We start from the raw sequence: 13,749 nt of genomic DNA, 5'->3' as shown, positions 1-13,749 counted from the left end.
ATGTTGAACATGGACCCTTTTTACATCATGCACTGGATCGATCAAGTAGTCTTAAACGATCGGCATTAACCTGACGGTGGCTTTTTTGGTTTTTATTACGGTATGACTGTAGGGTGTGCCTTACTGAGGACGGGCCACAAAACCTACCGCCTGATATACCTTATCCAGCGTTTCACGGGCTCTGCTGCTGGCCTTCTCCGCACCTTCCTGCATGATCTTATTCAGCAAGGCTTCATCGTTACGATAGTGTTCGAAGCGCTGTTGTAGCTCGCCAACCATTCCGGCAACGGCGTCGGCTACCGCGCCTTTCAGATGGCCATACATTTTACCGCTGAATTCCTCTTCCAGCTCAGGAATAGACTGACCGGTAACACCGGAGAGAATATCCAGCAGGTTAGAAACACCGGCTTTGTTTTTCACATCATAACGAACCACCGGTGGCTCATCCGAGTCGGTCACCGCACGTTTAATCTTCTTCACGACCGACTTTGGATCTTCCAGCAGGCCGATCACGTTATTTCGGTTCTCATCCGACTTAGACATTTTACGGGTCGGTTCCAGCAGAGACATCACGCGCGCACCTGATTTCGGAATAAAAGGCTCCGGAATGCGGAAGATATCACCATAAATAGCATTAAAGCGCTGAGCAATATCCCGGCTTAATTCAAGGTGTTGTTTCTGATCTTCGCCTACCGGCACCTGGTTGGTCTGGTAAAGCAGGATGTCTGCGGCCATTAACACCGGATAGTCGAAAAGACCGGCGTTAATATTCTCAGCATAACGGGAAGATTTATCTTTGAACTGTGTCATGCGACTCAGCTCACCAAAATAGGTGTAGCAGTTCAGTAACCAGGAGAGCTGCGCATGTTCCGGTACATGAGACTGGACAAATATGGTCGACTTTTCAGGATCAATGCCACAGGCCAGGTACAGTGCCAGGGTATCCAGCGTTGCCTTATGCAGCGCTTGCGGATCCTGACGGACGGTAATGGCGTGCTGGTCAACAATACAGTAGATGCAATGGTAATCATCCTGCATCTGTACCCATTGACGAAGAGCCCCCATGTAATTACCAATGGTTAGTTCACCTGAAGGCTGTGCGCCACTAAAAACAATGGGTTTACTCATAAATTTCTTCCTGATTCCTTACAGCCCAAGTGCGGGCAAAAGTTGGTCAAACGAATTCAATACTCTATCCGGCTTACTGTCCGCGATAGGCTCACCATAGTTATATCCATAGGTCAGGCCAGCACAGGGGACACCTGCAGACTTCGCTGCCTGAATATCATTTTTTGAATCACCAACAAACAATAACTCATGCGGATGCAGCCCGAATTTACCCAGAACGAGGTAAATTGCCGCCGGATGCGGTTTTTTCACCACCACATCATCCCCGCCGATGACCAGTGAAAACATGTCAGCAATTCCCAGAGATTCCAGCAGGGGTGCAACAAATGGCGTCGGTTTGTTGGTCACAATGGCCATCGGCAGTGGCTGCTGATGTAATGTGCGCAGGGTTTCTTCTACCGCCGGGAACAAGGCACTGCCATGTTCAGCCGTTTGTGCATAATAACTAGTAAATAACTGACGGGCTTGCCCGAAGTCGGTGGCTGTGGGCGTACGACCCAGGGCGTGCGTCAGGGCGCGTTCCACCAGAACATCGGCTCCGTTTCCGACCCAGGTCGTGATCTGGTCAACGCTGGCAGCTGGAAAACTCAGGGTTTTCAGCGTGAGATTGATGGCTTCAGCAAGACCAGGGATGCTGTCAGTCAGCGTACCGTCGAGATCGAATGCCAGGGCCCGAATATCAGTGAAATGACCCATTGGCACTCTCCAGTTCCCGACGCATCTCTTGGATCACTTTTTTATAGTCAGGCTGACCAAAAATCGCGGAACCGGCAACAAACATATCCGCTCCGGCCGCGGCAATCTGAGCAATATTGTCCGTTTTTACTCCGCCGTCAACTTCCAGGCGAATATCAAAGCCACTATGGTCGATACGTTTACGCACATCACGGAGTTTATTCAGTGTCGAAGGCAGAAAACTCTGACCACCAAAGCCAGGGTTCACAGACATCAACAGCACCACATCAATCTTATCCATGACGTAATCGAGATAGTTCAGCGGTGTTGCCGGGTTAAATACCAGGCCGGCTTTGCAGCCATGTTCTTTAATCAGCTGTAAGGTGCGGTCAATATGTTCTGATGCTTCCGGGTGAAAAGTGATAATGCTGGCACCGGCCTTCGCAAATTCAGGCACAAGACTATCTACCGGTTTCACCATCAGATGAACATCAATGGGGGCGGTGATCCCGTAATCACGGAGCGCTTTCAGCACCATCGGTCCCATCGTCAGGTTGGGCACGTAATGGTTATCCATTACATCGAAATGAACAACGTCTCCCCCGGCAGCCAGTGCTTTTGCGGTGTCCTCTCCCAGTCTGGCGAAATCAGCCGACAAAATTGAGGGGGCTATCAAATAGTCTTTCATTCTGTTCTCCCGAGGGTTGTGCCCGGTTAAATTACCTGAGAAATAGACCTGACTATGCTCAGCTTAGCGGTAAAGCGCCAGTAATTCGTTAACCTTAGTGCGCCCGTTTACATTACGACTGATAGAGCGGCGGGCCTTGACGATATATTTTACTGCCTCACCGTACCACTGCTGAGTTAACTCAGTATCATGATTAGAGATTAACACAGGGACTGCGTTTTCCCTTGCCAGTTTTGCCGCCAGTTCGGCCAGCTGTACCTGTTCAGCCAGATTAAAACTGTTCGTATGGTAAGCAGTAAAATTTGCCGTCGCCGAAAGCGGTGCATAAGGTGGATCACAGTACACGACTGACCCGGAGCGCGCCTGACTCATTGTTGTGCTGTAAGACTGACAAACAAAAGTCGCCTGCTGTGCACGTTCGGCAAACCATAATAGTTCGGCTTCAGGGAAATATGGCTTACGGTAACGGCCAAAAGGCACGTTAAACTCTCCGCTCAGGTTATAGCGACACAAGCCGTTATAACCGTGACGGTTCAGATAGAGGAATAACAGAGCCCGTTCATAAGGGTCCCTGCTCTGATTAAAGATTATCCGCTGGGCATAATAGACATCAGGGTCATTAAACTCCGCGGTGAACAACCGGCGCGAGTCTGCAATAAATGCCGCACTGTTCGTCTTGATAATGTTGTAGAGATTAATCAGGTCGCTATTGATGTCAGCCAGCTGATAACTTTTATAATCTGTGTTCAGAAATACTGAACCGGCACCTACAAAAGGTTCGATTAAACAATCACCCTCAGGTAAGTATCGGCGAATATCATCCAGCAGGTGGTATTTTCCCCCTGCCCACTTCAGGAAAGCGCGGTGTTTTTTCATGCTGTCGTAGTAAAGATTATTTCATTAATGGCTGCGGATAGACCGACAGCAGATCTGCGCTTATCAGTGGGGCTGCCCATTGCAGCCCCGATAATTATCACTTAGCAGCCTCTTTCCTGACCTGGCTTAAAGGTTTAACCCATGGACTCTTCGCCCGTACAGCTTCAGGAAGGGTACTGATAGCACGTTTAGCTTCAGCAGAAGTTGCATAAGAACCACTCACTAACACATACCATGGCTGTCCGTTACGCTGCGTTTCATAAACATGGTAACCGGTAAGGTTTTGTTGTCTGGCCCACGCGTTCAGGGACTCCCTGTGTGTCGCACCACTCAACTGTATTGTGTACTCACCTGAAGGGACCTGTGCTACAGCCTCAGGGGGAGTTTTACGTGCCACACTGGCAGGTTTCGATTCATGCATGACCGGTTCAGAAGCAGTGACCGGCTTGCGTGTTTCTTTCACCGGATGTTCAGCAACGCGACGGGGTTCCGCGGCACGACGCTGTTCAGCGGCACGTCGTTGTTCTGTGACACGGCGCTGCTCTTCCCTGCGACGTTGTTCGGTTATGCGCGCCTCGCGCTCACGACGCTCCGCCGCGACATTACGTTCGCTGGCAGGGGATTTCCGGACTGCACTGTGTGGTACAGAAGGTACAGAAGGTACAGAAGGTGAAGTATTGGCCGAACGGTTACCCGGGACCATGCCGTTATTTTTTACATTCAGTCCCAGCGTGGCTGGCGCGGTCGGTAATGTTGTCTGGCTGGCGACCGGTGTGGCCGTCCCGTCAGTGCTGACATCCTTTTGCGCTGCATCAGGCTGTGACTGAACACCCGGCGCGGATGACGCAGAAGACGATGCAGATGACATATCAGACGGAGATGCCGGGTTACCTTCAGTATCACTGCCGGCAACGGGCGGTGGCGGCGCATCTGAAGCTGTTCCCGGGGTGTTGCTCGTCACAGAAGAGCCGGAAAGGTCAATAGACTTCCCTTCTCCGCCCGCAGAGGAACTGTTTCCGGCTACCGGTGACTGCGATGGACCCTTCAGGGCGGCACCAATGCCAAGGATGAGGAGCAGAAGAACCAGAATACCGACAGCAATCATAATATGCTGCTTCGATACCGGTAACTGCGGGAGTTGCGGTAGTTTCGGTAACTTTGGCTTGGGTGATGATTTACGGGTTCGCGCAGCAGGACGATCACTGGCGTCAGGTTTTAACTCATCTTCCGGCTGGAACTCATCCATTAAACCACCTCGTGCTTAACCGTTAGTATCCCGCTACCTGTGTGCAGCAGAACAAGCTATGTCTTATATCAGCCTGGCTGACAATCATTGATCGCCGCTAAAACAATATCATGCGCTACACCACTTCTCACCTCTGCCTGCCCTGTTTTACAAGGCAGCACCAGACGCAACTCTCCGCCCAGTACTTTTTTATCACGCAGCATGTGAGGCAGATATTGCTCTGCGCTCATTTCAGCCGGTCCACAGGTCGGTAGTCCGGCCCGCGCCAGCAGCGCAATAATGCGCTCTGTTTCGGCTGAGGTAAAACCATTACAACGTTCGGCTGTTTTCGCAGCCATCACGATTCCGGCGGCCACCGCTTCACCGTGTAACCAGTTGCCATAGCCCATATGCGCTTCAATCGCGTGCCCGAAGGTGTGCCCCAGATTCAGCAACGCCCTGACTCCGGACTCCCGCTCATCAGCGGCAACAACTTCAGCTTTAAGTTCACAGCAACGGCGAATACAGCGGGCTATCGTAGGTTCATCCAGGGCCATCAGCTGTTCCATATGCTGTTCAAGCCATACAAAAAAGTCAGCATCCAGAATGATACCGTATTTAATGACTTCCGCCAGTCCGGACGATAACTCTCGTAGCGGCAGCGTTTTCAGACAGCGGGTATCAATAATGACCGATGCGGGCTGATAAAAAGCCCCAATCATATTTTTACCTAACGGGTGGTTTACTGCGGTTTTTCCACCGACGGAGGAATCAACCTGTGAAAGTAAGGTGGTCGGGATCTGAATAAAACGGACACCCCGTTGGTAACATGCCGCGGCAAAGCCGGTCATATCACCGATCACCCCGCCCCCGAGAGCCACCAGAGTGGTATCCCGGCCATGGGGTTTTTTCAGTAATGCGGTAAATATCTGCTCCAGAACATCCAGCGTTTTGTACTGCTCGCCATCCGGCAGAATGACCTGGTCAACCGCAATATCTGCATCAGAGAGTTTCTGTGTCACAGACGTCAGATAGAGTGGTGCCAGTGTTTCATTGGTCACCACCATCGCGGTATCACCGGCACTGAGAGGCCAGTAGGAAGCAGGGTCATCAAATAAACCTGCAGCTATGGTAATCGGATAACTACGTTCTTCAAGTGAGACCGAGATCTGCTCCATAATGATCGATACCCTGCGACTGAGTCTGTTTTACGCTAACAAATTAATTACTTTCCAGCATATGAATAATCTGGTTTGCGACCACTTTAGCACTCTGCTCATCGGTTCTGATGGTCACATCCGCAATTTCTTCATACAAAGGATTACGTTCGTCGGCCAATTCCTCCAGAACTTCCCGCGGAGGAGAGTCAACCTGAAGTAACGGGCGCCGTTTATCACGCTGTGTCCGTGCCAGTTGTTTTTCGATGGTTGTTTCCAGATACACAACAACACCACGGGCGGAAAGACGATTACGGGTATCCCGTGATTTTACTGAGCCACCGCCAGTCGCCAGGACAATTCCCTGTTTTTCAGTGAGCTCGTTGATGATTTTTTCTTCACGATCACGAAAACCATCCTCGCCTTCTACATCAAATACCCAGCCAACATCAGCTCCGGTACGTCGCTCAATTTCCTGATCGGAATCGTAAAATTCCATATTGAGTTGCTGAGCTAACTGACGACCAATAGTGCTTTTGCCGGCACCCATAGGCCCAACCAGAAAGATATTTCGTTTCTCTGCCATTTTATCGGTATTACTAAGAATTCGTTGATGATACCCCGCGTTCAGCCTTGCTGACAGTCGGGACAGAAACTGAGACCTCATAAGCGTTAACAAGAGTCAGACGAAAAATTATCTCAACACTCTGGGCTGTTTGGCAACCAATTAAATGATCTCAGGAGTAGCTTTCTCTTCCGGAGCAAGGTGAGATTGTATAGTCTGCCTGTTTTTCGGGCAATTATTCATGCAATCACAAAGATAACCTGACCCTACATCTGTTTTTCAGTATTTGGCTCCGGACTTACAGAATCGCTCAATCTTTTATGCTAAATGCACGGCCGCGTCAACGCGGATTCAGTCAGCAGACAATTTCAGAGTGAGAGATCAGGGGAATATTAATCGCGGGGTGATAAATATCACAAGTTCACGTTTATTCTGCTGACGTGAATCATGGCGAAATAATTGACCAAAAAACGGTATATTTCCCAGGATTGGCACCTTATTCCGCTGGTTATTCTGATTTTGCTGAAAAATTCCGCCCAGAGCCAGGGTCTGACCATCACGTACCGTGACCCGGGTCGAGATTTCCTGCTTATCGATACTTATCGGTACGTTACTCCCTTTTTGCAGGGCCTTTCCCGGAACATTCTGGCTAAGCTGTATCGTCAGGCGAACATTTCCACCACCGAGCACTTCCGGAGTGATCTGCATTCCTAATACGGCTTCTTTAAATTCAACGGTTGCTGTTTCATCTTTTCCCCGGGTGACGACATAAGGTATTTCCGTCCCCTGTTTAATGGACGCCATACTACCATGTGACGTCATCAGACGCGGACTGGCGATAATTTCCGCCTGATGTTCCTGTTCAAGTGCACTCAACTCAAGGCTCAACAGTTGTCCATTCATTCGTGTCAGCGTCATGCCTGCGGTGAAGGATGCCGGTGTCACTGCCAGCGGAATATTCAGCACAGAGAGCGCTCCCGTCTCTGCCTGCAGGCGTTCACCTTGCTGCCCCCACGCCACCCCTAATTCGCGTAAGCTTTCCTCACTGATGGTGATAATATGCGCCGTAATTTCTACCTGGGGGATAGCTACATCATAACTGTCCAGCCATTCAGAGATTTTCCTGACGGACTCTGCAGTGTCCTGAACAATCAGCATATTGGCCCGGGTATTCGCACTAATGTGGCCTGCAGGACTCAATAAGCCGGCGCTATCGCTCGTCAGTAGCGGTTTTATCGAGGCGGCGTCGGTATTCCGCAGGGTAAAACGTCGGGTGATGACCGGTGAAGACGGATGGTCCCGCGTGTTCCAGCGTCCACCCTCATCCTGAATTTCCGGGAAAACCCGCAAAATATTGTCGTCCAGGACGGCCCTCACTCCGGCCATTTCCGATACCAGTAATATCGCCCCGGGCCAGGTAATATCGTGCAACCGTAAAGACAACGTCCCGGTTACGCCCGGGGCGATGACCAGGTTAAGGTTTCGGAATGCGGCAAGATAATAGAAAATCCGCGTAACCGGTGTTTCCTCAAAGTCCAGTGTCACAGGAGAGTCCGGCACGACCGCCTGCCCCATTCCTGTAAAAAAAATAAGAAGCGATATCAGGTTATTACTCTTCATCGGGGCTCTCCCGGGTCAGTGATAATTGCCAAAACGGCTTATCGCACGCCGGGGTATTGCGGAACAACACTTTACCACGATGGATACTTTCGGCTTTCCATGCGGTTCCCGGCAGGTACTCCCCCACCTGCAGAAAATAATGACCGTCGCCGGGGCCGGTAATATAGGCGGCCTGGTGAGTCTGGTCAGATAAAGTCCCTTGCAGCCGCCATTCACGAGCACCGGCTTTTTCCGGTAACTGACATTGCGGACGGCTTGCCGGAGGCTGAAAAGGGTCCCGGTCTTCGGCCTGTGCTGCACTGAGTATCAGGCTAAGACACCACAGCCAGGCTCTAGTCACCGGTCTGCAACCACAGTGTCATTTCCAGCACATCTTTCTGGCGACCAAGAGTAAAATCGCCGGCGGACCAGGCCGGATACAGTGAGGCAATACGCCCGAAAATATCTTTAACCTCCGGCCAGTTCAGCCATAACTGTATCTGTGCCGGAGAGCCACTTTTCCAGTGACGGACCCTGACATTCGTGCGGGCCAGTAGCATCATGGGGGTCATCCGCGGGGGCTCCGGCGCTTTAGCCTGATTGCACAGAGCACGTAGTTGAACCAGTGAAGGCAGAGATGCCAGTTTTTTCCGTTTCTGGTTCAGGACGGCCGATTGCTGAAGATAACGGACTTCACTCCGCTGCCACTGGCGCCAGGCTGGGAAATCCAGCAGTGCTGCCTCTGCAACCAGACTGCCCATGCCAAGCAGAACGAACAGCAGCCACTGCTGACTCTGTGGACGGTATAAAAAAGAAAGTATAACTTCAGGCATTGCCATCCTCCTTCCCGTGGAGTCCGGGGAGCAGACGGGCCGTAAGCGTAAAGCGGTATCCGCCTTCGGCTACCGTGACCAATTCCTGAATAGCCGGTGAGGATAAAAACGGATGTCCTGCCAGATGGCGGTTAAATCGTATTAGTTGCGAAACACTGTCAGTCTGCCCACGGACAATGAGTACCCCTTTCTGACGGCTGACAGAGGATAACCAGACCGAGGCAGGCATCAGTCCCGGTAAGTCAGCCCAGAAACGACGCCATTGCAATTGTTGCTCCTGCTGTACCTGCCGGGCTTCCCTGTTCTTCCTCAGATCATCCAGGCGCAGCGAGAGCTGTTGTTGTTCGGTAATGAGCTGGTTTATCCGTAACTGCTGTTGCTGTTGATGCTCATCCAGTAAAAGCATCTTCTGCAGCCGATCACGCAGAATGACATATCCCACGGTACAAAGAAGAGTGATCACCATCAGCAAGACGCTATAGCGAATGACCCAGTGGCGCGCCCGTTGTTTTATCGCCGTTTCCCGCCAGGGCAACAGATTCACCCCGGTCATACGCTATCTTCCGGGCGTAAAGCGAGACCGGTCGCCAGGACATAACCATTGTCATTGGCCGGTAACGGCGGATACCGATGGGCAATCATCAGCAGAGGATGGCATAACGTAAAGCCGGGCAGCGGCTGCCGGAGAGAGTCGCCGCAACAGAGACGAAAGGCTGCCTCAGGGCACTGCTGCCGACAGAGGGTGTCGGCATCGGGGACTTGCTGGCGAAACTGCCAGCCGTAGCTGATTTTCCCGTGCCGGCGGGTAGCCCATAACCAGAAGGCATCACTGCAGTGAAGTAATATGCCGTCTTTTTCCGGCTGCTGCGCTTCCATAATTACCGCCAGACTGGCCGGAGAGAGATCAAATACCTCCGGGTTCAGTCCTGCCTGTCGGAATAATGCCTGCCACTGATCCAGTACCTCCTGATTGACGACCGTCACCGTGAGTCCCCCCGAAGAAAACGGTTCAGCGGTGTAATCAAGTCCCAAAGGTCCGGTACCTTCAGGAAACCATCGGCGCGCCGCGGCCCGGATATAACGCCCGCGCTGCGGCTCACACATGACGGCCATGGGCAACGTAAGTTCACGGCGGGAAACGAGATGCGGAGGTAAACCGATCCGCAGCGAAAACCGGCCGGGTAATAGCCGGCGCCACTGATGCAGAAGAGATAACAAGGCTGACCGCTGCCCTTCGATATCCAGGGTGCCGGTGCCTGTGGAAGGTAACCGGTGCTGCCACCAGTGGCGCAATTGCCAACCTGTGCGGCGGGCCTGTACCCCGAGGGCAGTAATACAGTCAGGCTGAATATCAAGCCCGACATTCCAGCGCTGAAAATTCATAAATGACACCTCCGCTGTGTCTGTTGCGCAAAATGACGTATCAAACCAATCTTCTTGCCTTTATACTACGGCAAAATTGTCTATAAACTATGCAGTTGACCTTTGGTGGGATATTTCAGGTGAAGTTCTTAAAGTATTTATTTATTTTCGCAATTTTTTGCGTATTTCTGGGAGTCGGCTCTGTCTATGGCCTCTATAAGTATATTGAGCCACAGCTGCCTGATGTAAACACACTGAAAGATGTGCGGCTGCAAACGCCGATGCAGGTCTACAGTGCCGACGGCGAGCTGATGGCTCAGTTTGGCGAAAAACGCCGTGTCCCCTTAACGCTGAATCAAATCCCGCCTGAAATGGTAAAAGCGTTTATTGCCACAGAAGACAGCCGTTTCTACGAGCATCACGGCATTGACCCGGTCGGGATCTTCCGCGCCGCCAGTATCGCCCTGGTGACCGGCCATGCTTCTCAGGGGGCCAGTACGATCACCCAGCAGTTAGCGCGTAATTTCTTCCTGAGCCCGGAAAAAACGTTCATGAGGAAGGTCAAAGAAGCCTTTCTTGCAATACGCATCGAGCAGTTACTGAGTAAAGATGAAATTCTGGAACTCTATCTGAATAAAATCTACCTGGGCTATCGTGCGTATGGTGTCGGGGCGGCCGCGCAGGTTTATTTTGGTAAGAATGTGGATCAACTGACATTGAGCGAGATGGCCATGATCGCCGGGCTACCGAAAGCGCCGTCAACCTTTAATCCGCTCTATTCCCCGGATCGTGCCCTGGCCCGCAGAAATGTCGTGCTGTCGCGCATGCTGGACCAGCATTACATCACACGTCAGCAGTATGATGACGCCAGGGCACAGGCGATCGATGCCAGTTACCATGGCCCGGAGGTCGCCTTTAGCGCACCGTATATCACCGAAATGGTACGCCAGGAGATGGTGAAGCGTTACGGCGATAATGCGTATACCGACGGATTTAAGGTCTATACCACCATCACACGCCGGTTACAGACCGCCGCTCAGGCTGCCGTACAGAAAAACGTTATCGACTACGATATGCGTCATGGCTATCGCGGGCCACAAAAGGTGTTATGGAAATCCGGCGATAATGCCTGGGATGCAGCAAAAATTAGCCGGGAGCTGAATACACTTCCGGTGTATGGCCCGCTCATCCCGGCCGTCGTCACTGCCGCAAACGCCAGTACTGCCAGTGTGACCCTTAAAGGGGATAAAGTGTTGTCGCTCGACCTTGCCGCTGTTCGCTGGGCAAGACCGTTTAAGACAGATACCCAGCAAGGCGCGACCCCACAGACGGTTAACCAGGTGCTGCAACCGGGACAGCTTATCTGGGTACGTCAGACAGAGAGCCAATGGCTGCTGGCACAGGTGCCGGATGTGAATTCCGCGCTGGTCTCGCTGAATTCCAAAACCGGTGCCATCATTGCGCTGGTTGGCGGCTTTGATTTTAACCAGAGCATGTTTAACCGGGCCACCCAGGCCTTACGGCAGGTCGGGTCAAACATCAAACCACTGTTGTACACCGCAGCCATGGATAAAGGTCTGACATTAGCGACTCTGCTGAATGATGTGCCTATCTCCCGCTGGGATGCCGGTGCCGGTACAGACTGGCGTCCTCATAACTCACCGAATACTTACGACGGCCCTATCCGTTTACGTCAGGGATTAGGGTTGTCTAAAAACGTGGTGATGGTCAGGGCGATGCGGGCGATGGGTGTGGATTATGCCGTGAAGTACCTGCAACGACTGGGCTTTCCGGAGCAGAATATTGTCCATACGGAGTCCCTGGCTCTGGGGGCGGCGTCATTCACGCCGTTACAGGTTGTCAGAGGTTATGCCACCCTGACGAATGGCGGTTTCCTGGTTGACCCATGGTTTATTCAGAAGATTGTCAATGATGGCGGGGATACCGTTTTTGAAGAACAACCGAAAATCGCCTGTCCGCAATGCAATATTCCGGTGATCTATGGCGAGACCCCGAAATCAGCGGCACTGAACGAAGAAAGTATTGAAAACGTCGCGCAATCTGGCACGGTTGCCCCGGCGAATGCCTCTGCACCACAAACGGATCTGGAACACCCCCTGGTGCCGCCGGTGACAGATCAGCAATATGCGCCCCATGTCATCAGTACTCAGCTCTCCTTCCTGATTAAGAGCGCTCTGAACTCGAATGTCTTCGGGGAACCGGGCTGGCAAGGGACAGGCTGGCGTGCCGGCAGGGACCTGAAACGAAATGATATCGGTGGTAAAACAGGTACTACCAACAATTCGAAAGATGCATGGTTTTCCGGATTCGGCCCGGATATCGCCACTTCGGTCTGGATAGGCTTTGATGATGCCCGCAGAGATTTAGGCCGCAGTACTTATTCCGGAGCCATTAAAGATCAGGCCGCCGGGTATGAAGGCGGTGCTAAAACCGCCCAGCCAGCCTGGGATGACTATATGAAAGTCGCTCTGGAGGGTGTACCACTGCAGCCACTGGTCCCACCGGAAGGCATTACCACGGTGACTATTGACCGTACCACCGGAAAACTGTCTAAAGGCGGGGCTAATTCGCGTCAGGAATACTTTATTACCGGCACAGAACCGACCGAATATTCAGTGCAGGATACCAGCCCTGAAATCATCAATAACGGCCAGAGTCACGACCTGTTCTGACATTCCTTAAGCAAGATCCCCCGGGACGGGGGACTGGAGGGACCGGGAGCAATAAGACCTTCGGTCCGCGACATTTATGGTCGTTGCCCGGCGCTGTTTATCGCTGCCCGGGCCCTGTTGATTGACCCTGCTCAGGGGATAAAAAAGCCGGCACTGCCGGCTTTTTGTTATGATCAGCCTGGCAGTTTATTGTGCTTTATCAACCATTCCCGTAGCAGGAACAGCGCACTGATATTTCTGGCCTCACTGAATTGGGGCTTTTCCAGCAAGCCAGTCAGATTATTAAGCGGCCAGCGGTGCACGACCAGGGGTTCAGGTTCATCACCTTCCAGTTTTTCCGGATAAAGATCCTGCGCAACAATAATATTCATGCGGCTGGAGAAATAAGAAGGAGCCATCGTCAGACTGGCCAGTAATTCGGTATTCCGTGCGCCAAAACCGGCTTCTTCTTTCAGTTCACGTTGTGCCGCCTCCGGGGGAGTTTCGCCCGGGTCTATCAGTCCTTTAGGAAACCCCAGTTCATAACTCTCCAGCCCGACCGCATACTCTTCGATCAGTAGCACCGAATCACCGTCCAGTGCGAGGATCATCACGGCTTCCCTCGATGAAGGTTTCATACGCTCATACGCCCGCCGCTCTCCGTTACTGAATTCCAGGTCGACCTGCTGGATAGTAAATAGCCGGGAACGGGCAACCTCTTTGATATTCAGAATTTCTGGTTTTTTCAGGGAACCCATCGATAACCTCGAACAGTACGTTGGAATGAGCAGCGCTAATGAACCTGCAGACTAACTGATCGTATTGAACCACAGCTCACCCTGTAGCTCAAATACCCGGTTCAGTCCTTCACAGGAGTGGCAGGGTCAGGCATTATCTCCCCCGCCGGCAGATCATATAAGATATGAATATTAAGATTAGACCGATACCCTTATTGTGCGGCGCGCAGTA

General features: G+C 52.0%; 14 protein-coding genes. 1 reads left to right on the top strand and 13 read right to left on the bottom strand.

The window, feature by feature from the left end:
- Positions 1-120: 120 nt before the first annotated feature.
- The 12 genes from trpS to ABD035_RS07500 all read right to left on the bottom strand — a co-directional run bounded on the left by trpS (position 121) and on the right by ABD035_RS07500 (position 10,129).
- Entirely contained in the window at positions 121-1,128 is a 1,008-nt protein-coding gene (gene trpS, locus ABD035_RS07555; protein ID WP_212713512.1) for a tryptophan--tRNA ligase, read from the bottom strand.
- An 18-nt stretch (positions 1,129-1,146) separates the two neighbouring features.
- A complete protein-coding gene (locus tag ABD035_RS07550) occupies positions 1,147-1,824 on the bottom strand; it encodes a phosphoglycolate phosphatase (protein ID WP_343868999.1) in 678 nt (225 codons plus the stop codon).
- Positions 1,808-2,491, bottom strand: a complete 684-nt coding sequence (gene rpe / locus ABD035_RS07545; protein ID WP_343868996.1) for a ribulose-phosphate 3-epimerase — start codon at positions 2,489-2,491, stop codon at positions 1,808-1,810. Before rpe ends, ABD035_RS07550 begins: the two co-directional genes overlap by 17 nt.
- Positions 2,492-2,554: 63 nt before the next feature.
- Positions 2,555-3,367, bottom strand: coding sequence for an adenine-specific DNA-methyltransferase (dam, locus tag ABD035_RS07540; protein ID WP_212713514.1), 813 nt, complete (start codon positions 3,365-3,367; stop codon positions 2,555-2,557).
- 97 nt (positions 3,368-3,464) lie between these two features.
- Positions 3,465-4,613, bottom strand: coding sequence for an SPOR domain-containing protein (locus ABD035_RS07535; RefSeq protein ID WP_343868993.1), 1,149 nt, complete (start codon positions 4,611-4,613; stop codon positions 3,465-3,467).
- A 68-nt stretch (positions 4,614-4,681) separates the two neighbouring features.
- Positions 4,682-5,770: a 3-dehydroquinate synthase gene (gene aroB, locus ABD035_RS07530; RefSeq protein WP_343868991.1), complete on the bottom strand. Its 1,089-nt coding sequence runs from the start codon at positions 5,768-5,770 to the stop codon at positions 4,682-4,684.
- Positions 5,771-5,813: 43 nt separating this feature from the next.
- On the bottom strand, positions 5,814-6,335 hold the full coding sequence (gene aroK, locus ABD035_RS07525; protein ID WP_025901488.1) for a shikimate kinase AroK: 522 nt from the start codon (positions 6,333-6,335) through the stop codon (positions 5,814-5,816).
- Positions 6,336-6,695: 360 nt separating this feature from the next.
- A complete protein-coding gene (gene pilQ / locus ABD035_RS07520; protein ID WP_343868989.1) occupies positions 6,696-7,934 on the bottom strand; it encodes a type IV pilus secretin PilQ in 1,239 nt (412 codons plus the stop codon).
- Positions 7,924-8,274, bottom strand: coding sequence for a hypothetical protein (locus ABD035_RS07515; protein WP_343868987.1), 351 nt, complete (start codon positions 8,272-8,274; stop codon positions 7,924-7,926). Before ABD035_RS07515 ends, pilQ begins: the two co-directional genes overlap by 11 nt.
- On the bottom strand, positions 8,267-8,746 hold the full coding sequence (locus ABD035_RS07510; protein WP_343868985.1) for a HofO family protein: 480 nt from the start codon (positions 8,744-8,746) through the stop codon (positions 8,267-8,269). Before ABD035_RS07510 ends, ABD035_RS07515 begins: the two co-directional genes overlap by 8 nt.
- Positions 8,739-9,299: a PilN domain-containing protein gene (locus ABD035_RS07505; RefSeq protein ID WP_343868983.1), complete on the bottom strand. Its 561-nt coding sequence runs from the start codon at positions 9,297-9,299 to the stop codon at positions 8,739-8,741. Before ABD035_RS07505 ends, ABD035_RS07510 begins: the two co-directional genes overlap by 8 nt.
- A complete protein-coding gene (locus tag ABD035_RS07500) occupies positions 9,296-10,129 on the bottom strand; it encodes a pilus assembly protein (protein WP_343868981.1) in 834 nt (277 codons plus the stop codon). The genes ABD035_RS07505 and ABD035_RS07500 overlap by 4 nt, the downstream gene beginning before the upstream one ends.
- A gap of 119 nt (positions 10,130-10,248) precedes the next feature.
- Between ABD035_RS07500 and mrcA the strand changes: the two genes are divergently transcribed.
- The gene (gene mrcA / locus ABD035_RS07495) at positions 10,249-12,801 is read left to right on the top strand and encodes a peptidoglycan glycosyltransferase/peptidoglycan DD-transpeptidase MrcA (protein WP_343868979.1); all 2,553 of its coding nucleotides are present in this window, start codon (positions 10,249-10,251) and stop codon (positions 12,799-12,801) included.
- A 173-nt stretch (positions 12,802-12,974) separates the two neighbouring features.
- Here the strand turns inward: mrcA and nudE are convergent, their stop codons facing one another.
- On the bottom strand, positions 12,975-13,538 hold the full coding sequence (gene nudE, locus ABD035_RS07490; protein WP_212713523.1) for an ADP compounds hydrolase NudE: 564 nt from the start codon (positions 13,536-13,538) through the stop codon (positions 12,975-12,977).
- Between the last annotated feature and the right edge of the window lie 211 nt (positions 13,539-13,749).

Origin of the sequence: Tatumella terrea, from assembly GCF_039523755.1 — a bacterium.
Lineage (GTDB): Bacteria > Pseudomonadota > Gammaproteobacteria > Enterobacterales > Enterobacteriaceae > Tatumella > Tatumella terrea.
The sequence above is the reverse complement of the archived record's forward strand: the minus strand, read 5'-3'. Positions and strand labels throughout refer to the sequence as shown.